Origin of the sequence: Micromonospora sp. RL09-050-HVF-A (assembly GCF_019374995.1) — a bacterium.
GTDB classification, from domain to species: Bacteria; Actinomycetota; Actinomycetes; order Mycobacteriales; family Micromonosporaceae; genus Micromonospora; species Micromonospora antibiotica.
Genome location: NZ_JAGKQP010000002.1, coordinates 4,393,719 through 4,415,433, shown reverse-complemented (window position 1 = coordinate 4,415,433; position 21,715 = coordinate 4,393,719). Strand labels below are relative to the sequence as shown.

Sequence of the window (21,715 nt, the reverse complement as noted above, 5' to 3'; positions counted from 1 at the left end):
TCAGCGCGGGCGGATACCGCTGCGGCGACCCCGTAGGTCGGTCGACGGACAGTCAGATCAGGCGGAGCTGCCGGTCCTTGGGTCGGCGTGGCTCGGCCTCGCCGAACCGTTCGAACAGCCCCGGGTCGACGACGTCCAGGAACGGCGACGGTCGGCAGTCGCGTTCGGTGCCGTGCCGGACCCGGCGGGCGGCGTGGCTGACGTAGAGCCGGTCCTGGGCGCGGGTCAACCCGACGAAGAACAGCCGACGTTCCTCGGCGATCGCGTCGTCGTCCGGTGTCGAGCCGGGCCAGCGCAGCGGCAGCAGACCGTCCTCCACGCCGACCAGGAAGACCACCGGGAACTCCAGCCCCTTCGCGGCGTGCAGGGTGAGCAGGGTGACCGCTTCGGCGCGCGGGTCCAGTGCGTCCACCTCGGCCCCGGTGGCGAGCTGGGAGAGGAAGAGTTCCAGGTCGTCGCCGCAGCGTCGGGCCAGCGGGGTGAGCAGGTCGACGGCGGTCCGGACGTCCTCGGGGCGGACGGTGCCGGCGGCGTCCAGGGTGGGGGCGGCGAACCGTTCGGCGAGCACCTGGCCGGCGAGCCGGACCCGGGCGGGCAGCCCGGCGGCGGGACCGTCGGCGTGCCGCAGTTCCCGGGCGATCGCGAGGACACCGGGCCGGTCCCGGAGCCGGTCGTGGGACCGCTTCTGCACCGGGATGTTGGCCCTGGCCAGCGCGTCCACGATCGGGGCGGCCTGCGCGTCGGTGCGGTAGAGCACCGCGATGTCGGAGAAGGACAGGCTGGTGGACCGGCCGTCGATGCGCCCCGAGTCCAACGACCGGTGGGAGAGGCCGCCGACCAGGTCGTCGACGGTGCGTACCACGAAATCGGCCTCGTCGGCGACGGACGCCGCCGGGTAGCGGCCGACCAGCGGGGCCTCCGGGTCGAGCCGGGCCGGGTCGAGCCGGCGGCCCCGGACCAGCGACGACGGGGCGATGGCCTGGACGGCGGCGGCGAGGATCGGCGCGGACGAGCGGTAGTTGCGGTTGAGCCGGACCAGCCGGGCGTCGGTGAAGTCCTCGGAGAACCGCAGGAAGTAGCCGACGTCGGCACCCCGGAACGAGTAGATAGCCTGGTCCGGGTCGCCGATCGCGCAGATGTTGCCGTCGGCGGGGCTGAGCAGGCGCAGCAGGTCGTACTGGACGGGGTCGACGTCCTGGTACTCGTCGACGAAGATCCACCGCCAGCGTTCCCGGTATTCCCGGACCAGCTTCTTGTCGCCCTTGAGCAGTGCGACCGGCAGGGTCAGCAACTCGTCCAGGTCGACCAGGTCCTGCTTACGCAGCAACGCCGTGTAACGGGCCGGGTCGTCGCCGGCCTCCGTCCGGGCGGCCGACCGCTCGGCGTCGTCGGCGATCCGGAACCCCTCCGGCAGGCCGGCCGCGGCGGCGTTCTCCCGCAGGATGGCCAGCCCGAGCGAGTGGAAGGTGCCGACGGTGACGTCCTCGGCGACCGGGCCGAGCAGCCCGTCGAGCCGGTGCCGCAGCTCCTCGGCGGCCCGCCGGGTGAAGGTGATCGCCAGGCACTGCTCGGGGAAGACGTTCAGCTCGGCGCAGAGGTAGGCGATCCGGTGGGTCAGCGTGCGGGTCTTGCCGGTGCCCGGCCCGGCCACGATCAGCAGCGGGCCGCCGGGCGCGGAGGCGGCCACCCGCTGCATCGCGTCCAACCGGTCGAGCAGGCCGGTACCGACCTCCTCCATCCCGGCGAGCATCGGCTCGAACGGCTCGTGCGGCGAGGGGGTCGAGGCGATCGGTGGCGGTGGCGGGGTCGGCGCGGGCTTCGGCTTCGGCTCGGCCTTCGCCGCCGACGGCCGCTTGGCCTTCGGTTTCGCCGCCGGCTCCGTCGGCCTGCGCTGCGCCGGCACCGGTACGTCGAAGAGCGTCTCCTGCCCCGACCCACCGGCCCCGCCCAGCTCGGCCGGGTCGAAGAGGGTGATCACGCCGTACTCGCCGTCGTAGCCGGGCACCCGGCGCACGTCGCCCCGGCGCAACCGGCCGATGCCCTCGGCGAGCAACTCCCCGCCGACCCGGCCGATCTCGTCGACCGGGGTACGGGTGAGGATCTCCAACTCCGGGCCGAGCGCGGCGACCAGCTCGTTGAGCTTGCCTTCGACCTTCTTGGACCGGGGCCCCACCTTGTTGATCTCACCGAGGATCTCGGCCAGCGGCACCAGGTGGGTCACCTCGCGGGCGTGCTCGGGGCGGTGCCCGTCCGGCCGGTCGGCCAGCTCCTCGATCCGGCTGAGCACCCCCACGGTCAACGGCTTGCCGCACTCCGGGCAGCGCCCGCCGGCCGCCCTGGTCCGCTCCGGCGACCAGTTGACGCCGCAGAGCCGGTGCCCGTCGGCGTGGTACTTGCCCTCCTCGGGGAAGAACTCGATCGTCCCGGCCAGCCCGTCACCGGTCCGCAGCGCGTCCCGGATGGCGAAGTAGTCGCGGGCCGACGAGAAGACGGTGGCCTCCCGGGCCAGGGCCGGCGGGGAGTGCGCGTCGGAGTTGGAGACCAGCCGGTAACGGTCCAGGCTGCCGACCCGCCAGTTCATCGCCGGGTCGGAGGAGAGCCCGGTCTCCACCGCGAAGACGTGCTCGGCCAGGTCGGCGTAGCAGTCGGCGATCGCGTCGAAGCCGGACTTCGAGCCGAGCGCGGAGAACCACGGTGTCCAGATGTGCGCCGGCACCAGGTAGCCGTCCGGGCTGGCGTCGAGGGTGATCTCCAGCAGGTCCCGGGAGTCCAGGCCCAGGATCGGCCGGCCGTCCGAGCCGAGGTTGCCGATCCGGCCCAGCGCCGTGTTGAACCGGGCCACCGCGTCCAGGTCGGGCAGGTAGATCAGGTGGTGCACCTTGCGGGTCCGGTCGTCCCGCTTGTAGATGGTGGAGATCTCCACGCTCAGCATGAACCGGACCGGGTCGGCCTCCGCCGCGTCGGCCAGCCGGGGCGGCAGCCGCCGGGCGATGTCCGCCTCGGCCTCCGGGCCGAGCCGGTACAGGCCAGGCTCGGCCGGTTGCAGGGTTTCCCGCAGGTGGTCGTACCAGGCGGGGTGGGTGAAGTCGCCGGTGCCGAGCACCCCGATGCCCTTGCGTCGGGCCCACCAACCGAGGTTGGGCAGGGTGAGATCGCGGCTGCACGCGCGGGAGTACTTCGAGTGGATGTGCAGGTCCGCGACGAACGGCGGGACGCCACCAGGGGGAGCGGCGCTGAACGGAGGCACGCCGCATCCTGTCACGGCCGGTCCACTACCCGCCTGCCGCCACGCGTACGCGTGAGGAGGGCAATCCGGTGCTGGACTACCGCGGCCGGACGCGGTATGAGCCGGGCTCTCCGTCCATCCGGGCAGGTCACGGGGCGCGCAGTTCGACCAGGGTCACCTGCGGCGGTGCGCCGACCCGGACCGGGGGACCCCAGAAACCGGCCCCGTTGGTGACGTAGACCTTGGTGCCGTCGATTTCACCGAGCCCGGAGACCACCGGCTGTTGGAGCTTGACGGCCAGGTTGAACGGGGCGAGCTGACCGCCGTGGGTGTGCCCGGACAGTTGCAGGTCGACGCCGAACTTCGCCGCCTCGTGCACGGCGATCGGCTGGTGGGCGAGCAGCACCACCGGGCGGTTGACGTCCCGGCCGCCGAGCGCGGCGGTGAAGTCGGCAGGGCCGGCGACGCCGGTGCCGTCGGCGGTGACGTCGTTGATCCCGGCCAGGTCGAGCACCCCGCCCCGGGCCTGGATCTCCTGTCGCTCGTTCTGGAGTACCCGCAGGCCGAGCCGGTCGACCTCGGCTACCCATTCCTCGACCCCGGAGTAGTACTCGTGGTTGCCGGTGACGAAGAAACTGCCGTAGCGGGAACGCAGGTCACGCAGTGGCTCGGCGGCCTCGCCCAGCTCGGCGACCGAGCCGTCGACCAGGTCACCGACGACCGCGACCAGGTCGGCGTCCAACCGGTTGATCATCTCGACGATCCGCTCGGTGTGCACCCGACCGCGTAGCGGGCCGAGGTGGATGTCCGACACGGTGGCGATGCGCAGCCCGTCCATGCTGCGGGGGAGCTTCGCCAGCGGGATGCGTACCCGGTCGAGCTGTGGCGGTCCCAGCGCGGTACGGACCCCGTACCCGGTGATGCCGGCGGCGGTGAGCCCGGCGAAGATGGCGGCCCCACGGGCGAGCAGCAACCGGCGGGACTCGTCGTGGTCGGGCCGGTCCACGGCCTGGGCGGCCGGCGGGTCGGCGCTGCCGGCCGCACCGACCAGCGCCGGTTCCGGGGCGGCGGTGGTGGCCTCGGCGACGGTGCTGCGCCGTCGCAGCACCAGCCGGGTCACCGCCATCGGCACTTCCAGCACCACCAGCACGATCAGCAGGTAGAACATCACCGCGAGCCAGAGGTAACCGGGCCAGGCCAGCCAGAACGCCCCGGCGATCTGGGTGCCGGCCATGGTCGCCGGGACGAGCACCGCCAGGAGTAGGGCGACGACCGTGCCGACCCGGCGCCACCGGCCCGGCCCGGTGGTGTCCTTGACCAGCCGTTTCCACAGGTAGAAGTGGATCAGGCCGGTGATCAGGGCGAGCGTGCCCACGAACCCCAGAATCGCCAACACGGCAGCCTTTCCTCAGCCGCCCGCGAAGGGAGGCAGCACGTCGATCGTGGCCCCGGCCGGCAACGGCGTCTGCCGATCATGGCAGGCGACGCCGTCGACCAGGAAACTCGCCACCTGGAGCACCGCGGCCAGCCGGGGGCCGTGCCGGTGGGCGAGTTCACCGAGGAGTTCGTCCAGCGGCCGGCCGGCGGATGCGGTCTCCTCGCTGCGGCCGGCGGCGGCCCGCGCCCCGGCGAAGTACCGGACGGTGAGGTCCACCTCAGCCTCCGATCGCCGACATGGGCCGGACGGGTTGCAGGAAGGTCGGGTCGTCGATGCCGTGCCCGGCCCGCTTGACCACCGTGGCGGCCTGCCAGCGGCGGGCGAGGTCGGCATCGTCCGCGCCGGCCCGCAGCGCGCCCCGCAGGTCGGACTCATCGGTGGCGAACAGGCAGTTGCGGAGCTGGCCGTCGGCGGTGAGCCGGGTGCGGTCGCAGTCGCCGCAGAACGGCCGGGTCACCGTGCCGATCACCCCGACCCGGGCCGGTCCGCCGCCGACCAGCCAGGTCTCGGCCGGGGCGGCGCCCCGGTGCGCCGGGTCGGGGGTGAGGGCGAAGTCGGCGGCCAGCGACGCCAGGATCTCGTCGGCGGTGACCATCGTGGCCCGGTCCCAGCCGTGCTGGGCGTCCAGCGGCATCTGCTCGATGAACCGCAACTCGTAGCCGTGGTCGAGGGCGAACCGCAGCAGCGCCGGCGCCTCGTCGTCGTTGACCCCGCGCATCAGCACCGCGTTGATCTTCACCGGGGTGAGCCCGGCGGCGGCGGCCCCGGCCAGCCCGGCGAGCACGTCGGCCAGCCGGTCCCGCCGGGTCAACGCGGCGAACCGGGCCGCGTCCAGGGTGTCCAACGACACGTTCACCCGGTCCAGCCCGGCGTCACGCAGCGCCGGGGCGAGCCGGTCCAGGCCGAGACCGTTGGTGGTCAACGAGATCCGGGGGCGGGGGGTGAGCGCGGCCACGGCGGCGACGATGCCGACCAGCCCCGGCCGGATCAGCGGCTCGCCCCCGGTGAACCGCACCTCGGTCACCCCGAGTCGCTGCACCGCGACCCCGACCAGCCGCACGATCTCCGCGTCGGTGAGCAGCTGCGGCCCGGCCAACCAGGGCAGCCCCTCGGCCGGCATGCAGTAGGTGCAGCGCAGGTTGCACTTGTCGGTCAGCGACACGCGCAGGTCCCGGGCGATCCGGCCGTACCGGTCGACGAGGACGCCGGCGGTCGTCGGGGCGGCGGTCACCCGTCGACCGTAGCGCGACCGACGCCCCGCAGCGCCGCTCGGGCGGCACCGACGACCGCATCGCGGTACGCCCCGCCGAACAGCGCGGTGTGCACGAGCAACAGGTGCAGTTGGTGCAGCGGCACCCGTTCAGGCCAACCGTCGGCCAGCGGCCACGCCTCCCGGTAGCCGGCCATGATCCGATCGAGGTGCGGCGGACCACCGAAGAGCGCCAGCTGGGCCAGGTCCGTCTCCCGGTTACCGCCGTGCGCCGCGGGGTCGACCAGCCACACCCGGTCGTCCGCGCCCCAGAGCAGGTTGCCCGGCCACAGGTCGCCGTGCAGCCGGACCGGCGGCTCGTCGCCGCCGAACTCGCCGACCCGCGCCACCACCTGCTCCACCAGCGCGGCGTCCGGGCCGTCGAGCGCACCGCCGTCGACCGACATCCGCAGGTACGGCAGGAGTCGCCGCCGGGCGAACCAGTCCGGCCACGGCCCCTCGTCGGGGGTGTTGTCCTGCCCGAGGGTGCCGATGAACCCGGGCCAGGGCGCCCCGAACCGGTCGGCGCCGGCCCGGTGGGTGCCGGCCAACTCCCGACCGAACCGCTCGGCCGCGTCGGGCGTCGGCTCGCCGGGGTCGACCCAGTCGAGCGCCAGCAGCTCCGGCAGCGCCACCACCACCTCCGGTACGGCCACCGCGCCAGCCTCGCGCAGCCAGCGCAACCCGGCGGCCTCGGTGTCGAAGAAGCCCTCCGGCGCCGGTCGACCGGCCCGCTCCGGCCAGGTCTTGGCGAAGATCGAGTGGCCGTCGTCCAGGGTCAACCGGGAGGCCGCGCAGCTGTCCCCGCCGGCCACCGGGGTCTCCCGGATGCGCTGGTGGGTCAGGAAGGTGGGCAGGTGCTCCGGGTGCGCCCGCAGGTACGCCAGGTCCATGAGCGCAAGGTAGCCGCTCGGACCGACCCCGGTGGGCCGCGTCGCCTCCCGGATCGCGGTGACCTGCACGACTACCGTCCGTATCTGTGGATAACCCGCGTGTCGTCCACAGGGCCTGTCGAGGATGTTCCCGCCCGCCGCAGGCTGCCGGACATGAACGCGACCGACCGCCCCCGGCTCACCGTCCGCTCGCCCGCCGACCTGATCACCGCCGTGCCCTACCTGATCGGCTTCCACCCCGTCGACAGCATCGTGGTGGTGGCGATGCGGGGCCGACGGATCGTCTTCGCCGCCCGCGCCGACCTGCCCGAGTCGGGCACCGACCCGGCCCTGCCGGCGCGACATCTCGGCGACGTGATCGGCCGGCAGGACGCCGAATCCACCACGGTCATCGGTTTCGGCCCGCCCGAACGGGTCACCCCGGCGGTGGACGCCGTCCGGTCGGCGCTGGACGACATCGGGCTGCCCGTGCTCGACGCGCTGCGGGTGACCGACCGCCGCTACTGGTCGTACCTCTGCGAGGCGCCGGACTGCTGCCCACCCGACGGCACCCCGTACGACCCGGAGGCCAGCCAGGTCGCCGCCGCCGCGGTCTACGCCGGTCAGGTGGCCCTCCCTGACCGGGCGGCGCTCACCGCCCAGGTGGCCCCGCCGAGGGCGTCGACCGGGTCGCCCTGCGCCAAGCCGGCGACCGCGCTGAACGACGCCTGCTGGGCCTGCTGGAGGCGGCCCCCGCCACCGACGAGTTCGGCGAACGGGCCATCCGCAGGGCCGGCGTGGCAGCGGTACGGCAGGCCCAACGCCGGCACCGGCGCGGCGACCGGCTCACCGACGACGAGTTGGCCTGGCTGACCTTGCTCCTGACCCACCTGCCGGTACGCGACCACGCGTGGGAACGCACCGACGGGCGCGAGGAGGACATCGCCTTCTGGAGCGAGGTGCTGCGCCGCACCGAGGAGGAGCTGGTCCCCGCCCCCGCCTGCCTGCTCGCCTTCGCTGCCTGGCGGGCCGGCCAGGGCGCGCTCGCCGCCGTGGCGCTGGAACGGGCGCTGGCCCTCCGCCCCGACTACACCCTCGCCCAGATCCTCGACGACCTGCTCCGGCGCGGTGTGCCACCGTCCGACCTGGACGGATGGCCGGCCGTGACCGAGCCGGGAGTGCTGCGCCGCCGTCGTCGCCGACCCCGCCGGCCCCGCTGACTCGGCTGCGTTGTCTCAGCCGTGCTGAAACTCGGCTGTGCTGTCTCGGCCGTGCTGAAACTCGGCCGTGCTGTCTCGGCCGTGCTGCGAGCGGCACGGCGCTTCGGCCTTCCCCTCTCGCCACCCGGGACTACGGCGTCCTGCCGGTCGGGGGTATGTGTTCGCCGAGATGAGTATGCCCAGCAGTCATATTCATGCCTCTGAGTCATAAGGCTGTCGGTGGCATGTTGTCGGGCAGCCACGGTCGACCGGTGACGACGGCGGCGAGACGGTGAATCTGGCCCGATCGTGGCGACGGACGCCCAGGCTCTCCATCGACCGGGTCGGGTAGGTCGGGGGCGGGAGACCGGGTCGTCCCCTGACGCGAAGTGCCTGCCCCAAGCCTCGGGGCAGGCACTTCGTCGGGCAGCTCGGTCAGGCGCGATCGGCCAACCCGGCGACGAACGTGCGCCACGAGGTCGGGGCGAACGTCAGGGCCGGCCCGTCCGGGTCCTTGGAGTCCCGCACCGCGACCGCGCCGGGAAGGTTGCCGGCAACCTCGACACAGTTCCCGCCGCTGGTCCCACTTCGGGTGGACTTCCGCCACTGCGCATCAGTCAGGTCCATTGGTCCGCCACCTCTCGCAGGTAATCGGCCAGGCTGCTGTTATCCCGGCTGATGGCTCTGGTTCCGCGTCATATCGCCTGACTCGGAAGGGAAAGAATGCTCCTGCGGTAGGCCGACGTGGGCCCGGTCCACGGTGGACCAAGGGGTCAAGCTCGATCAATCAGCCCGGCGACGAACATGTGCCATGCCGTCGGTGTGAACGTCAGGGCTGACCCATGTGGGTCCTTGGAGTCGCGGACCGCGACCGTTCCGGGAAGGTTGTCGGCGACCTCGACACAAGCTCCACCATTGGAGCTGCTGCGGCTGCTCTTACGCCAGCGCGCGCCGGTCAGCTCATCCATGATCGTGCCCTCAGAAATTCGATGGTCTGGTCGCGCGGCAACGCTACCGACCTGACTGTATCCCAGACCTCCCAAAGGGAAGCAACGTCCTTGGTGATGCGTCCTGCGGCCTGGTCGTCCAGATAGCCGACCTCTTCACCCTCCGGTGTGTTCGCGATGATGAACGGTCCTGCCTGACCTGGATGAAGTCCGGCGCGTAGCGGCAGGACGTGGACCATCAGATTCGGTCGCTGGGCAAGCTCTACCAGGTGGTCCAACTGGGCATTCATGACGTCTGGGGTTCCCCGGCGTAGAGCCGCCTCGTCGATCACGAACACGAGCAAGGGCGGCCGTGCTCGGTTGAGCACGACCGCCTGCCGTTGTAGGCGAGATTCCACGTGATCTTCGGCATCGTCGGCGAGCGGGCCGCTGGCGATGATGGCGCGGGCGTAATCAGGGGTCTGGAGTACGCCTGGCAGGACGGCATTCTCGAACCACCGCAGGCCGGACGCCTCCCGCTCGATCTCGGCCCACGGTCTGAACCATGCCGGCTCGAGCTTCTTCAGAATGTCCGGCCAAAGTTCCTCAATGTCCTTACGCAGGATCTCGGCAACCTTGGCGCGGTGGCGCGTTTGGGGAATCCGTCCCTGGTTCACCCACCGGGCTGCCGTCTTCGGATCAACTCCGATCTGAGAGGCGAGGCTTTCGGCGGTCTCGCCAACCGCAGCCATCGCTCTCTGAACTGCCCGATTCATCCACGCTCCTCCGAGTGAACGTCCCGAATGTCTGCGGTACAGACTGCTACGCGGTGTCATCGATCCGCAACCCTGGGCAAGGTCTATTCGGGGCGGCGCTGTCGGTAGTGGTCGAGAGCTGGCGACGGCGTCTGCCGGAGGGGCCGTCCCGTGGGAGGGCGGGACGGCCCCTCCTCCACGTCGACGCAGAGGAGACCCCGTGCCCAGGGAGAAGCCGAAACCCGAGCAGAGCCCGAAGCCCGTACCCGACCCGACGCCCGTACCCGGCCCCGGACCGCCCGCGCGCCCGATCGTGCCCGGACCGATCGGGCCGTTCGTTCCGCCGTACCGGGGGCCGGGGCGGATGACCGGCGTCGTGCCGACGCACCGCTGGGCGGTCAGCCGGAACCCGGGGCCACGGTGACTCCGCCGGAGATCAGGTCGGGAGACGTGCTGCACCTGTCGCGTACCGCCAGCGTGCAGTTCATCCGGCCGATCACGGTCCGGGTCATCCGGGTGCTGGCCGACTGGCACACGTACGACGGGTGGGTGTGGATCGACGCGTACCAGCTGAATGCTGTCGGCGACGCAGTGCGGCGGCGGACCCTGTTCCTGATGCCGGCGGGTGCGCGCCGGCCCGCCCCGCAGTCGGACCGCGCCCCCACCCGGACCGTCCCGGCTCCCCCGGCCCGGCGAGGTGGGGCGACGGTCTCGCGGCGGGGGATGGCGGTCCCCCGGGACGCGCGGCCCGGCCGGGGGCGGGCGTCCCGGTCGGCGGGGACACCGTGACCGGGCCGCTGCCCGGCCGGCACACGCCGCTGCGGCCGATCTGGTTGTGCCGGGTCGATGCGAACCCGTGGCCGTGCGGGGCGGCGAAAATCGCCCTCCTCGCCAGGTACGACGGCGACCGGCCGGGCCTGCTCGCCCTGCTGGCCCGGTTGTCGACGGAGGCGACCGATCATCTGACGCAGCTCGACAACGGTCGCCAGATCGACGTGACCGACCGCTTCCTGAGCTGGGCCCGCCCGCCGGGTCGTTGATTCTCCCCGCCGGTCCGGGTCGGCGCAGCAGGCCGGCGCTGCGCGGGTTCCTCGCCGCCTCGATCGCGGTAGCGGGGCTCGGCTGTCCATCGATTGTGGAGAGTTGTTGCTGCCCTGGCGACAAGAAATCTCCACAATCCTCGCCCCACTCCCACCAACCCCGTGCCGGGCCGACCGCACCGCCGACGCCGCACCGCCGACGCCGTGCCGGGCCGACCGCAACGCCGACCCCGGTGGGGCCGCCGGTCGCGACACGGGCAGCGATCGGATCCCCATGAGAGATCAGGATGTGACGCGGTGCGCGCCGGTGTAGACGTTCATCGTGCGGCCACGCAGGAAGCCCACCAGGGTCAGGCCCGCCTCGTCGGCCAGGTCGGCGGCGAGGGTGCTCGGCGCGGAGACCGCCGCCAGCAGCGGTACCCCGGCCATCCACGCCTTCTGGGTCAGCTCGAAACTCGCCCGGCCGGACACCATCAGCAGGTGCCCGGCGAGCGGCAGCCGCCGTTGCCGCACCGCCCAGCCGATTACCTTGTCCACGGCGTTGTGCCGGCCGACGTCCTCGCGCAGCACCACCAGCTCACCGTCGGGGGTGAACAGGCCCGCCGCGTGCAGGCCGCCGGTGCGGTCGAAGGCACGCTGCGCGGCGCGCAGTCGGTCCGGCAGCTCCGCCAGCAGCTTCGCCGGCACGGTGAGCGGGTCGTCCGCGACGGGAAAACGGGACCGGGTACGCACCGCGTCGATGCTGGCCTTGCCGCACACCCCGCAGGAACTGGTGGTGTAGAAGTTGCGTGTCGGGTCCGTCTCCGGTGCCGGCACACCGGGGGAGAGCACCACGTCGACCACGTTGTACGTGTTCGGTGTCTCCGCCCCGGAGCAGAGCTGGGCGGTGTGCACGTCGGCGTCGCTGCGGATCAGCCCCTCGGTCAGCAGGAAACCGATGGCCAGGTCGAGGTCGTCACCGGGGGTACGCATGGTCACCGCCAGCGGGCGGCGTCGACCCGGGCCACCCGGACCGACCCGGATCTCCAGCGGTTCCTCCACGGCGAGCGTGTCGGGCCGGCGCAGCGCCACCCGGGCGTCGTCCGCCGCGTCGAGGTCGATCCGGAGCACGCTCCGCCGGTCAGTGGCCCGTCCCATCCCGCCATCCTGCCCCGCCCACCCGGCCTCCCGCACGGTGACCACCCTGGCTGCGCGGTCGCATGCTCGGCCGGTGACCCCGTCGGCCTGCCGGGTGCCCGTCCGGCGGGGCACCCGGTGCCGGCCCCGGCGACCGTGGAACGCGACAGGATCGACCGATGAGGGCAGTTACCGGATCATGATGCCGGGCCGGGTGGGAGCCGGACCGCTACCGTGACCGGATGACGGCGTACGCGGCGGTGGTGCTGGCCGGTGGTGCGGCCCGCCGGATGGGTGGGCGGGACAAGCCGGCGGTGCCGGTGCACGGGCTGTCGATGCGCGACCGGGTGCTCGCCGCCGTTGCTGACGCCACGCCCCGGGTGCTGGTCGGGCCGGGCGGGTCGCTGCCGGTCGACGTGCTGGTGACCCGGGAGGAGCCGGCGGGCGGTGGCCCGGTGGCCGCGACGGCGGCCGGACTGGCCCTGCTCCACCCGGGTACGACGGTGGTCGCCCTGTTCGCCGCCGACCTGCCGCTGCTCACCCGCCCGGCCGTCGGCGTGCTACTCGACGCGCTCGCCGCCGAGTCCGGCCCGGAGGTACCGGACGGCGTCTGTCTCCTCGACGACCGGGGCCGGCGGCAACCGTTGTGCGGGGTGTGGCGGGTGCCGTCGCTACGTGCCGCGCTGGCCCGCGTGGCCGCCCGCCGATCCGAGGCCGCCGGGAGTGTCGGGGCTGCCGGGGTCGCGGAGCTGCCCGGGAACGCCGAGCTGCCCGGCAACGCCGAGCTGCCCGGCAACGCCGGCGGGACCGGGGGCGTCCGGGGTGTCGGGCGGGCCGGCGGCGGCGGGGGAGCCGAAGCCCTCGCCGGGGCGTCGATGCGGGAACTCCTGGGTGAGCTGACCGTACGCGAGTTGGTCTGGTCCGCTGCCGGCCCCCCACCGTGGTTCGACTGCGACACTGACTCCGACATTCGCCGGGCGGAGGAGTGGACGCGATGACGGTGCTGGACGACTGGGTGACGGCAGCCTGCGCCGAGCTGGGTCTCGACCCGGCCGAGGTGTCGGTGCCGACCGTGCTGGACCTGGCCCGGGACGTCGCCCACCAGGTGCTGCGGCCGGGTGCGCCGGTCACCGCGTACCTGCTGGGGGTGGCGGTCGGGCGCGGTGCGGACCCGGCAGCGGCGGCGGCCCGGCTCAGCGGACTGGCCGCCCAGTGGCCGGTGGAGCTGGGCGGCGAGCGCCCCGACCGGCTGGCGTCCGAGGTCGGCCGGCAGGCACCGCCGGCACCCTGAGCGGCCCGGCAATGACCGTCGTGGCCGGCTGACCGGCCGCCCCACCGGTGATCCCGTCACGTCGTGTTCTCTCGCCGCCACGATCGTCGGTGACGGTGTCCGATGCCGGTCGCGGTGGATTCGTTCTCCGGCCCGCCTGGGTAGGGTGACCTTGACGGACGGAGGCGATCATGACGGCGGACCACCCCTCGAAGCCGACCGGTGATCAGCCCGGCACCTCGCCGGCGCACCACGACCACCACGAGTCGGTCCTGCTGGACGAGCCGAGCACGGCCGATCTGCGGGCCAAGGTCACCGAGGCGTGGCGGGAGTTCGCCCGGGCGCTGGCCGCGCGGCTGCGTGAGCTGCCCGCCGGGGCGCAGCTCGAACTCACCCTGGACCCGACCGCCTCCGGCACGGGTGACGCGGTCTATTCGATCAGCGTGAGCATCGACGAGGGGGGCCGGATCTCCGCCCGGGCGGTGGGCAACGCCACCCTGCCGCAGGGCTTCCGGCTGGACCGTGCGGCGGTGGCCGACATGATCGCGCTCGGCTGGTCGCCGCCCGGTGTGGTGGCGGGCTCCGGCGAACACTTCGGCCTGGACGGGGTGGCCGACGACGCCAGCAAGCTGGCCGGGCTGCTCTCCCGCACCCTGCGGGACGTGTACGGCGCACCGCACCCGGCCTTCCTGGTCTATCTCAGTCAGGACGCCGAGGGTGAGTCGTTGCCGATCGAGGCGCTCGGCACCGCACGCAGCGAGTTCGGCCCCGACCAGGACGTCGAGGCCGACCTCGACGAGGCACTGGCCGCTGCGGCGAGCGCGCAGAACGGTGAGCAGGAGGTCCTGGACCTGCCCGAACGGGTCCGCACGGTGGTGTCGACCATGCTGAAGTCGACCTCCGACCACCTTCAGATCGACTCCGACGGCGACATCAACATCCGGGCCGGGTCGGCGATGGTCTTCGTCCGGGTGCGGGACAACCCGCCGCTGGTCGACGTCTTCTCGCCGGTGCTGACCGAGGTCGAGCCGACCGAGCGGCTGTACGTGAAACTCTCCGAGCTGACCAACCGGATGCCGATCGGCCGGTTGTACTGCGCCGACGACACGGTGTGGGCGTCCATCCCGGTCTTCGGGCGCAACTTCCAGGCTACCCACCTGATGCTGGCGGTGCAGGTGATGACGGGGCTCGCCGACGAGTTGGACGACCGGCTGCACGGTGAGTTCGGCGGGAAGCGGTTCTTCGGCGAGGGTGACAAGCCGGGCCGGGGCGACAGCGAACACCGCACCGGCATGTACCTCTGATCCTCCGCCCACCAGACAACCGCGCCGCCGCCGCCGCTGCCGCCGCCGGCCTGCCGCCGCACTGCTGCCCGGCTGCTGGCTACGCCGCCGGGTACGGCGCGACCGGCGCGACCGGCCCGACCGGCATGGGCGGCCCGACCGGCATGGGCGGCGCGGGCGGTCAGGGGGTGGACGGGCCGACGCCGGGCGACTCGACCAGTCGGGACAGCACGATGGTGCTCCGGGTGGAGGTGACGAACGGCTCCGCCCGGAGCCGTTCCAGTGCCTCCTCCAGGTGGGAGATGTCGGCGGCCCGCAGGTGCACGAGCGCGTCGGCCTCACCGGAGACGGTGTAGGCGCCGACCACCTCGGGGTGCCGGCGGGCGGCCACCCCCAGCTGGGTGGGTGTGGTCCGGCCGGCGCAGAACAACTCGACGAACGCCTCCGTGGTCCAGCCGACGGCGGCCGGGTCCACCACGGCGGTGAAGCCCCGGATCACCCCGGTGGCCCGCAGCCGGTCCACCCGTCGCTTGACCGCAGGAGCGGAGAGTGACACCCGGTTGCCGATGTCCGCGTACGAGGTTCGGGCGTCCGCCACGAGCAACGCAATGATTCGCTGGTCGACCGCGTCTATCTGCAACGTTCCGCCTCGTGGAAGCAATGGTTGTGGCTGTTACCAACGTTCTACGCTACCTACCCTTGGTGACCGTGAACCAGCAGCGCGCCCCGCGAAAGCGGACATATCTGATGTGTGCCCCGGAGCACTTCGCGGTCGAGTACGCCATCAACCCGTGGATGGACGTCACCGTCGGCGTCGACGTGGCACTGGCGGTCAAACAGTGGGACCGGCTGCGGGACACGCTGGTCGGGCTCGGGCACGAGGTGCACGTGCTGACCCCGCAGGCGGGGCTGCCGGACATGGTCTTCGCGGCCAACGGTGCCTTCGTGGTGGACGGGACGGTCTACGGCGCGCAGTTCAAGCACGAGCAGCGGGCCGCCGAGGCCGCCGCGCACCGGGCGTTCTACCAGGAGCACGGCTGGCACTTCATCGCGCCGAGCGAGACCAACGAGGGGGAGGGCGACTTCGCCTATCTGCCGGAGGCGCACGGCGGGCTGATCCTCGCCGGGCACGGGTTCCGCACCGAGTTGCCGGCGCACGCCGAGGCGCAGGAGGCGCTGGGCCGGCCGGTGGTGTCGCTGCGCCTGGTCGACCCGCGTTTCTACCACCTGGACGTGGCGCTCGCCTCGATCGACGACGGCAACGTCGCGTACTTCCCGGGGGCCTTCTCGGCGGCCAGCCAGCGGGTGCTCACCCAGCTCTTCCCGGACGCGGTGCTCGCCGACGACGAGGACGCGTTGGCCTTCGGCCTGAACCTGGTCAGCGACGGGGCGAACGTGGTGCTCAACAGCGAGGCGACCCGGCTGGCCGGGAAGCTCAAGGCGGCCGGGTACACCCCGGTGCCGGTGGAGTTGGCCGAGCTGAAGAAGGGCGGCGGCAGCGTCAAGTGCTGCATCGCCGAGCTGCGCCCCTGACCGCCGCGCCCACCACCACGCCACGGCCTGCCCTGACCGGTGCCATGCCGCGAAGGGCCGACCCCGCCACGGCCTGCCCCGCCACGGCCTGCCCCGCCACGGCCTGCCCCGCCACGGCCTGGCCGGCCGCCACGGCCTGGCCTGCCATGCCGCGGCCGGCTGTGGGGCGGCTCAGCCGAGGGTGGCGATCTCGTTGATCAGGACGTTGGAGAGCAGCCGGCCGTCGAACTGCACCTTGCGCAGGTACCACTTCTGCTGCGGGGTACGCGGCTGGTTGAACTGCCACGGCCCGCGCGGGCTGTCGATCTGGCCGATCTTGCCCAGCGCCAGGTTGACCTGCTGCGCGGTGGGTTCCGCGCCGGCCAGCCGGATCGCCTTGTCGAGCACCTGCGCGGCGTCGTACGAGGCCATCGCGTAGGTGGTGGGCGAGACGTTGTAGGTCTTGCGGTATGCCGAGGCGAAGATCCGGTTGGCGTTGTTGTTGAGGTCGGCCGAGTAGTTCAGCGAGGTCTGGATGGTGCCGGCCTTGAGGCTGTCGTCCGCGTTGACCAGGGTCGAGCGCAGGTCGGTGAGGATGTTGCCCTCGGTCAGGAAGCCGGGCGCGTAGATGTCGCCGAACCAGCGGCTGCGGCGCAGTTGCCTGATGAACTGCTCACCCGCGGTGCCGGAATAGAAGCAGAAGATCCCGTCGGGCTGGCGGCTGAGCGCCTCGTTGATCTGCGCGCTGAATTCGTTCTCGCCCGGGGTGGGGTTGGCGGTGGTGAGGATGGGGTCGCCGATGATCCGGGGGTCGTCGGTGCCGAAGCCGTCCCGGAACCCGTTGATCACGTCCTGGCTGGCGGTGCCCTCCGGGGTGACGATGGCGAGCCGGCTGCCGGCGGGAAGTGTTCGCCGCAGGTACGACCCGAGCGCGCGGCCCGGCTCGTCGAGCACGTACGACGTCCGCCAGATGTAGACGACGCTCTGGAGGCTGGGCGGGGAGGCGTTGGACCCGATCAGCGGCACCCGGGCCTTCTCCACCGCGTCGCGGATGCCGGACATCACGGTGGAGTTGACCACGCCGCTCATGGCGAGCACGTTCTGGGCGAGCAGGGAGTCGACGGCGGCCTGGCCGCTCTTGGCGTTGTCCCCCTCGTCGACGGTCACCACGGTCACCGGGTGCCCGCCGAGCTGCTGCCCGTTCATGGCCAGGAAGAGCTGGAAGCCGTTCTCGATGTCCTCGCCGATGGCTTTGCCGACGCCGCTCTCCGGCCGGATCAGCCCGATCTTGATCGGTTTGCCCACGACCGGCGTCTCGGTGTCGTCCGTGCCGCAGGCGGCGGCCAGTCCGGTCGTACCGAGCGCGGCCAACAGTTGGAGGGCCCGCCTGCGGTTCATCTGCGACACCGAAATCCTTCCGGGAGCATTGCCGGGCGTCACCGCCCCTCCGGCGTTCTACCTGGTGAGCGGCCTTGCGTCAATGGATCTTGATCTTCAAGCAGCGACTGCAACGCAGCCCTTACCTCGGGCCAGGCCGCCGAGAGCGGGTCGATCAACCCGAAGTGCTCGCATTCCGGCAGCTCAACGAGGGTGACCGGGGCTCCGGCGGCTTGTGCGGTGGCAGCATATGACCTGCTCAGAGCGATCGGCACCTGCCGGTCCCGCATCCCGTGCACGATCACCGTCCGCGTCCGTGCCGGCACCGAGCTGCGGGGGTCGGCCACCGCGTACCGCTGCGGGTGTTCGGCCGGGCCGCCGCCGAGCAGCGCGGCCACCGCCCCCGAATCCAGATCCAGCCGGTACGCCTCGACGAGGTCGGCGACCGGTGCCAGCGCCAGCACCCCGCCCACGGCCTGCGGGACGTGTGCCGCCACGTGCAGCGCGAGCTGCCCGCCCGCCGAGTGCCCCAGCAGCAGCGGCGGCCCCTCGGCGACCTGCCCCGGCAGGGCGCGCGCCGCCAACCCGGGCAGCGCCGCCACCCCCGCCCGCACGTCGGCGAGGGTGTTCGGCCACCCCCCGTCGGGCTGACCGGTGCGCCGGTACTCCAGCTGGGCCACCGGCCACCCCAGGTCGGCCAGCGCGGCGGCGAGCGGGCCGGTGTGGGTGCGGTCGTACCCGGCCCGCCAGAAACCGCCGTGCAGCACCGCCACCAGCGGGCGGACCGGACCACCCCCGGCCGGCCGGCGCAGGTCGACGAGCTGCTCCGGCCGGTCGCCGTAGCGGACGGTCAGGTCCGGCGGTGGGGCGGGCCGGGTGAGCACGGCACGCGGGTCGGTGGGCATGCCGGCGACGGTAGCGCGGCCACCGCCGCGACGGCGTCCCCGCCGGCCGCGCCCCGTGAGCGACCTCACCGAGGGTGTTCCCGCTGCCCATGGGCGATGTCGGGGCCGGTGGCGGTCCGGGCGCGTGCGGCGGGACCGGGTGGGTAAAGATGGGTGCCATGACCGAAGCGCATTCCACTGGACAAGATGACGAGCTGGGCCGCGCGGACGGGCAGTCGGGCACCGTGGTGGTGGTCGGCCCGGACGGCCGCCCGGTCGGCACCGTGCAGACCGACGAGACCGGCGAGGACCCGACCCGCCTGGTGGAGCAGCCGGCCAAGGTGATGCGGATCGGCAGCATGATCAAACAGCTGCTGGAGGAGGTCAAGGCCGCCCCGCTCGACGACGCCAGCCGGCACCGGATGCGGGAGATCCACGCCCGGTCGATCGTCGAGCTGAAGGACGGCCTCGCCCCCGAGCTGCGTGAGGAGCTGGAACGGCTCTCGCTGCCGTTCGCCGAGGACCAGGCCCCCAGCGAGGGTGAGCTGCGGATCGCCCACGCCCAGCTGGTCGGCTGGCTGGAGGGGCTCTTCCACGGCATCCAGGCCGCCCTGGTGGCCCAGCAGATGGCCGCCCGGGTGCAGTTGGAGCAGATGCGTTCCGGTGGCCGTCCCGCCCTGCCCAGCGGCCCCGGCGCGATGATCCCCGGCATGCCCGGCATGGGGCAGCAGCCCGGTGGCGAGGGCCACAACACCGGCCAGTACCTCTGACCCCCGGCCGGCCCCGGCCGGCCTCTGACCCTCGGCCCTGCCTCCGGGTCGGTGGCCCGCCCCCGGGTCGGGGCCGCCGGCCCGGGGTCGGGCGTCGGGGCGTCGCCGCGCGGTGACGCCCCGGTCCGCTCAGCCCACCCCGAAGACCTTCTCCAGGTACGCCGCCACGCCGTCGGCGGTGTTCGCCCCGGTCACCTCGTCGGCGATCTCTAGCACGGCGGGGTGCGCGTTGGCCACCGCCACCGCCCGCCCCGCCCAGGTCAGCATCGGCACGTCGTTGGGCATGTCACCGAAGGCGAGCACGTCGGCCTGCGCCACCCCGAGCCGGGCCGCGTACCAGGCCAGCCCGGCGGCCTTGGTCACCCCGGCGGCGGAGATCTCCACCAGCCCGCTGTACGACGAGTGGGTCGCCTCGGCCAGCCCCTCCAGCGCCCCCGCCACCACCTGCACGAAGGCGTCCGGGTCCTGGGTGCCGGCGCGGGCCAGCAGCTTCACCGCCGGCACCGAGGCCAGCTCCTCGGGCGACTCGACGGCCCGGATGGCATCGTGGTCGGCGTCCCAGCGCAGCGGGTAGTGCGCCTCGTGCCGCATCTCCCGGCTGTCGACGATCTCCACCGCGAAGCTGACCTCCGGCACCGCCGCCCGCAACCGCCGGGCCACCTCGGCGAGCAGTTCCGGGGCCAGCGGGTCGGCCCGCAGCACCTGGTCGGTGTCCGGGTCGTAGACCACCGCGCCGTTGGCGCAGATCGCCGGCAGTGGGGCGGAGAGCTGGTCGTACACCGTCTGGAGCCAGCGGATCGGGCGGCCGGTGACCAGCACGACCGGCGTGCCCGCCGCGGCGATCCGCTCCAGCACCGCCGTGGTGCGGGCGCTGAGCCGGCGGTCGTCGCCGAGCAGGGTGCCGTCGATGTCGCTGGCGACCAGCCGTGGTGTCTCTCCCATCACCGGGAGAGTAGTCGGTCCAGGTAGACCGCCACCCCGTCGTCGTCGTTGCGCAGGGTCACCTCGTCGGCGGCGGCCCGCACCAGCGGGTGGGCGTTCGACACGGCCACCCGGGACCAGCCGGCCCAGGCGAACATCGGCAGGTCGTTGGGCATGTCCCCGAAGACCAGCACGTCGGCCGGGTCGACGCCGAGCCGTTCGGCGACCACGGTCAGCCCGCTGGCCTTGTCCACCCCGGCCGGGGTGATCTCGACGAAGCCGAGACCGGCCTGGGTGAGGGTGGCGACCTGCGGCGGGACGATCCGGCGGGCGGTGGCCAGCAGCTCGTCCACGTCGTGGTCGGCGGTCCGGACGAACGCCTTGATCACGTCGAGGGCGAGACATTCCGCCCGGGTGCGCGCCTCGAACCGCTCGGGGTAGGGCCAGGCCGGGTGGTAGTCGCCCCAGAGCGGCGCGTCGTGCTCGTCGGAGCCCTCGACCATGACGGTCAGCGGGCCGACGGCGGCCTCCAGGTCGGTCAGCAAACCGGCCAGCACCTCGGCAGAGAGCCGTTCGTCGCGCAGCACCACCGGGCCGGCCGGGTCGCTCTGGTCGACCACGCAGCCGCCGCCGGCCATCACCAGGTAGTCGGCGGCCCGGATGTCGTTACGGGTGAGTTCCTTCAACCGGGGGCCCCGGCCGGTGGCGCCGACCACCGGGATGCCGGCGGCCCGCACCCGGTCGAGCACCCCGTGGGTGTACGCCGAGACGGTGTCGTCGCTGCGCACCAGCGTGCCGTCGAGGTCGGTGGCGATGAGTTTCGGTAGTCCCGGGCGGGTCATCGTTCCTCCTTGCCCGCCGCCGTCCGTACCGGTCGTCCGACCCGGTGTGACGGCGGGCAGCAACCGTACCTCGCCGGAAAGGTCGTCACCACGGCTTCCCGGCGAACCGGGCGGCAACGTCCGATGGCCGCCGGACCGCCACCCGGCGTGCCGGTTCCGGCGCCGGGCGGGAGCGGGTCGTGGCCGGTGGCAGGGCCGACGGGGGACCTGGTCGACCTCCGCTCCCGGCGACCGGCGGGGTGGGTCGCGGTGGGTGGGGCGCTCAGGCGTCGGGTTCGCGACGGGCGAACGGGACCGTCGGGGTGACGGTCAGGTCGGCGGGTACGGCCGGCCGGTCGTCCCCGCCGGGGCCGAAGCCCGTCCGCTCCGCCACGTCGCCGTCGCCGTCCGGCCGTTCGGCCGGCTGCTGCGGGACGACCGTGAGCAGTGCCGCCCCGACGAGCGTGACGGCCACGAAGGCCATCACCAGGCCCCGGCCGTAGTCCACCCGGAACCCGTCCTCGGCGGAGTAGAACACCGCCCGCTGCCCGGAGTCGTCCAACGAGAAGGCGGTGACGGTGAGCAGGACCAGCAGGGCACCCGCCACGGCCAGCCCGGCCACCCGGGCGTCGTGCCGGACCGCCGCGCTCCCCCGCAGGGTCAGCGCCACCGCCGCGCTGAGTAGTAGCAGTCCCACCAGGTACGCGATGCCGAAGCCGCCCACCTCGGCGACCCCACCGGGCACCCGGATGGTGCCGCTGCCCTCCGGACCACCGTTCGGGAGGGTCATCACCAGCCATTCCCCGGCCGCCGACGCCGTGGCGGCGACCGCGCCGAGCAGGGTCAGCACCGGGGGCAGCCGGTGGTCGCGGCGCAGCGCGGTGGGCCAGGGCCCGAATCGCCGGCCGGTGGGTCCTTCGGGGGCGTCCCACTGCGGCACGGGGCTGTCGTCCGAGCGGTCGTCCTGTCTCGGGATGGGGAGATCCTGGGACATCGGCTACCTTCCGCGTCGCGGGCCTGACCCGCATCATCCCACGTCGGAGGGCCACCGGCCGG

Annotated in this window: 22 protein-coding genes and 1 pseudogene; 8 read left to right on the top strand and 15 right to left on the bottom strand. The window is 73.2% G+C overall.

All coding sequences use genetic code 11. From position 1 onward, the window contains the following. Nucleotides 1-52: 52 nt before the first annotated feature. From J7462_RS19350 to J7462_RS19330, 5 genes are all read right to left on the bottom strand, one after another. Complete coding sequence (locus J7462_RS19350) at nt 53-3,247, bottom strand: UvrD-helicase domain-containing protein (RefSeq protein WP_219465341.1); 3,195 nt, start codon at nt 3,245-3,247, stop codon at nt 53-55. Between the two features lie 127 nt (nt 3,248-3,374). Then, the gene (locus J7462_RS19345; protein WP_219465340.1) at nt 3,375-4,622 is read right to left on the bottom strand and encodes a metallophosphoesterase; all 1,248 of its coding nucleotides are present in this window, start codon (nt 4,620-4,622) and stop codon (nt 3,375-3,377) included. A 12-nt stretch (nt 4,623-4,634) separates the two neighbouring features. Further along, on the bottom strand, nt 4,635-4,880 hold the full coding sequence (locus tag J7462_RS19340) for a MoaD/ThiS family protein (protein WP_088643614.1): 246 nt from the start codon (nt 4,878-4,880) through the stop codon (nt 4,635-4,637). A 1-nt stretch (nt 4,881) separates the two neighbouring features. Beyond that, nucleotides 4,882-5,895, bottom strand: coding sequence for a GTP 3',8-cyclase MoaA (gene moaA, locus J7462_RS19335; RefSeq protein ID WP_219465338.1), 1,014 nt, complete (start codon nt 5,893-5,895; stop codon nt 4,882-4,884). Continuing rightward, nucleotides 5,892-6,806: a fructosamine kinase family protein gene (locus J7462_RS19330; RefSeq protein ID WP_219465337.1), complete on the bottom strand. Its 915-nt coding sequence runs from the start codon at nt 6,804-6,806 to the stop codon at nt 5,892-5,894. Before J7462_RS19330 ends, moaA begins: the two co-directional genes overlap by 4 nt. Before the next feature lie 153 nt (nt 6,807-6,959). Between J7462_RS19330 and J7462_RS19325 the strand changes: the two are divergent. Then, nucleotides 6,960-8,005, top strand: a pseudogene (locus tag J7462_RS19325) (DUF4192 domain-containing protein). 414 nt (nt 8,006-8,419) lie between these two features. Here J7462_RS19325 and J7462_RS19320 read toward each other — a convergent pair. The 3 genes from J7462_RS19320 to J7462_RS19310 all read right to left on the bottom strand — a co-directional run bounded on the left by J7462_RS19320 (nt 8,420) and on the right by J7462_RS19310 (nt 9,686). Continuing rightward, the gene (locus J7462_RS19320; RefSeq protein WP_219465334.1) at nt 8,420-8,611 is read right to left on the bottom strand and encodes a DUF397 domain-containing protein; all 192 of its coding nucleotides are present in this window, start codon (nt 8,609-8,611) and stop codon (nt 8,420-8,422) included. A gap of 146 nt (nt 8,612-8,757) precedes the next feature. Further along, nucleotides 8,758-8,952, bottom strand: a complete 195-nt coding sequence (locus J7462_RS19315) for a DUF397 domain-containing protein (RefSeq protein ID WP_219465332.1) — start codon at nt 8,950-8,952, stop codon at nt 8,758-8,760. After that, on the bottom strand, nt 8,940-9,686 hold the full coding sequence (locus J7462_RS19310) for a helix-turn-helix transcriptional regulator (protein ID WP_219465330.1): 747 nt from the start codon (nt 9,684-9,686) through the stop codon (nt 8,940-8,942). The genes J7462_RS19315 and J7462_RS19310 overlap by 13 nt, the downstream gene beginning before the upstream one ends. Nucleotides 9,687-10,085: 399 nt before the next feature. Between J7462_RS19310 and J7462_RS33690 the strand changes: the two genes are divergently transcribed. Both J7462_RS33690 and J7462_RS19300 read left to right on the top strand, forming a co-directional pair. Then, entirely contained in the window at nt 10,086-10,454 is a 369-nt protein-coding gene (locus tag J7462_RS33690; protein ID WP_374197538.1) for a hypothetical protein, read from the top strand. Then, nucleotides 10,451-10,705, top strand: a complete 255-nt coding sequence (locus tag J7462_RS19300; protein ID WP_219465329.1) for a flavin reductase — start codon at nt 10,451-10,453, stop codon at nt 10,703-10,705. Before J7462_RS33690 ends, J7462_RS19300 begins: the two co-directional genes overlap by 4 nt. A 282-nt stretch (nt 10,706-10,987) precedes the next feature. Here J7462_RS19300 and fdhD read toward each other — a convergent pair whose 3' ends face one another. Then, complete coding sequence (gene fdhD, locus J7462_RS19295) at nt 10,988-11,842, bottom strand: formate dehydrogenase accessory sulfurtransferase FdhD (protein WP_219465327.1); 855 nt, start codon at nt 11,840-11,842, stop codon at nt 10,988-10,990. A 221-nt stretch (nt 11,843-12,063) separates the two neighbouring features. On the opposite strand from fdhD, the gene J7462_RS19290 reads away from it, so the two are divergent. From J7462_RS19290 to J7462_RS19280, 3 genes are all read left to right on the top strand, one after another. Then, nucleotides 12,064-12,819: a molybdenum cofactor guanylyltransferase gene (locus tag J7462_RS19290; RefSeq protein WP_219465325.1), complete on the top strand. Its 756-nt coding sequence runs from the start codon at nt 12,064-12,066 to the stop codon at nt 12,817-12,819. Further along, nucleotides 12,816-13,112: a DUF6457 domain-containing protein gene (locus tag J7462_RS19285; protein ID WP_219465323.1), complete on the top strand. Its 297-nt coding sequence runs from the start codon at nt 12,816-12,818 to the stop codon at nt 13,110-13,112. The genes J7462_RS19290 and J7462_RS19285 overlap by 4 nt, the downstream gene beginning before the upstream one ends. A gap of 170 nt (nt 13,113-13,282) precedes the next feature. Then, on the top strand, nt 13,283-14,395 hold the full coding sequence (locus J7462_RS19280; RefSeq protein ID WP_219465322.1) for a YbjN domain-containing protein: 1,113 nt from the start codon (nt 13,283-13,285) through the stop codon (nt 14,393-14,395). 160 nt (nt 14,396-14,555) lie between these two features. Here J7462_RS19280 and J7462_RS19275 read toward each other — a convergent pair whose 3' ends face one another. Continuing rightward, nucleotides 14,556-15,014: an Lrp/AsnC family transcriptional regulator gene (locus J7462_RS19275; RefSeq protein ID WP_208565114.1), complete on the bottom strand. Its 459-nt coding sequence runs from the start codon at nt 15,012-15,014 to the stop codon at nt 14,556-14,558. A gap of 59 nt (nt 15,015-15,073) precedes the next feature. On the opposite strand from J7462_RS19275, the gene ddaH reads away from it, so the two are divergent. Next, the gene (ddaH, locus tag J7462_RS19270; RefSeq protein WP_357538147.1) at nt 15,074-15,907 is read left to right on the top strand and encodes a dimethylargininase; all 834 of its coding nucleotides are present in this window, start codon (nt 15,074-15,076) and stop codon (nt 15,905-15,907) included. 171 nt (nt 15,908-16,078) lie between these two features. On the opposite strand, the gene J7462_RS19265 is transcribed toward ddaH, so the two are convergent. Continuing rightward, nucleotides 16,079-17,293 (bottom strand): ABC transporter substrate-binding protein, encoded by a 1,215-nt coding sequence (locus tag J7462_RS19265; protein WP_219465321.1) that lies wholly within the window; start codon nt 17,291-17,293, stop codon nt 16,079-16,081. 29 nt (nt 17,294-17,322) lie between these two features. Further along, nucleotides 17,323-18,168 carry a S9 family peptidase gene (locus J7462_RS19260; protein ID WP_208565112.1) on the bottom strand — a complete coding sequence of 282 codons (846 nt, stop codon included), beginning with the start codon at nt 18,166-18,168 and terminating at the stop codon, nt 17,323-17,325. Nucleotides 18,169-18,317: 149 nt separating this feature from the next. Here J7462_RS19260 and J7462_RS19255 point away from each other — a divergent pair, with 149 nt between their 5' ends. Continuing rightward, nucleotides 18,318-18,917: a bacterial proteasome activator family protein gene (locus J7462_RS19255; protein ID WP_219465320.1), complete on the top strand. Its 600-nt coding sequence runs from the start codon at nt 18,318-18,320 to the stop codon at nt 18,915-18,917. Between the two features lie 129 nt (nt 18,918-19,046). Here the strand turns inward: J7462_RS19255 and J7462_RS19250 are convergent, their stop codons facing one another. The 3 genes from J7462_RS19250 to J7462_RS19240 form a co-directional block, all read right to left on the bottom strand. Further along, nucleotides 19,047-19,859 carry an HAD family hydrolase gene (locus J7462_RS19250; RefSeq protein ID WP_219465319.1) on the bottom strand — a complete coding sequence of 271 codons (813 nt, stop codon included), beginning with the start codon at nt 19,857-19,859 and terminating at the stop codon, nt 19,047-19,049. Then, complete coding sequence (locus J7462_RS19245) at nt 19,859-20,680, bottom strand: HAD family hydrolase (protein WP_208565109.1); 822 nt, start codon at nt 20,678-20,680, stop codon at nt 19,859-19,861. The genes J7462_RS19250 and J7462_RS19245 overlap by 1 nt, the downstream gene beginning before the upstream one ends. A gap of 262 nt (nt 20,681-20,942) precedes the next feature. After that, a complete protein-coding gene (locus J7462_RS19240) occupies nt 20,943-21,653 on the bottom strand; it encodes a hypothetical protein (protein WP_219465318.1) in 711 nt (236 codons plus the stop codon). Nucleotides 21,654-21,715: the final 62 nt, after the last annotated feature.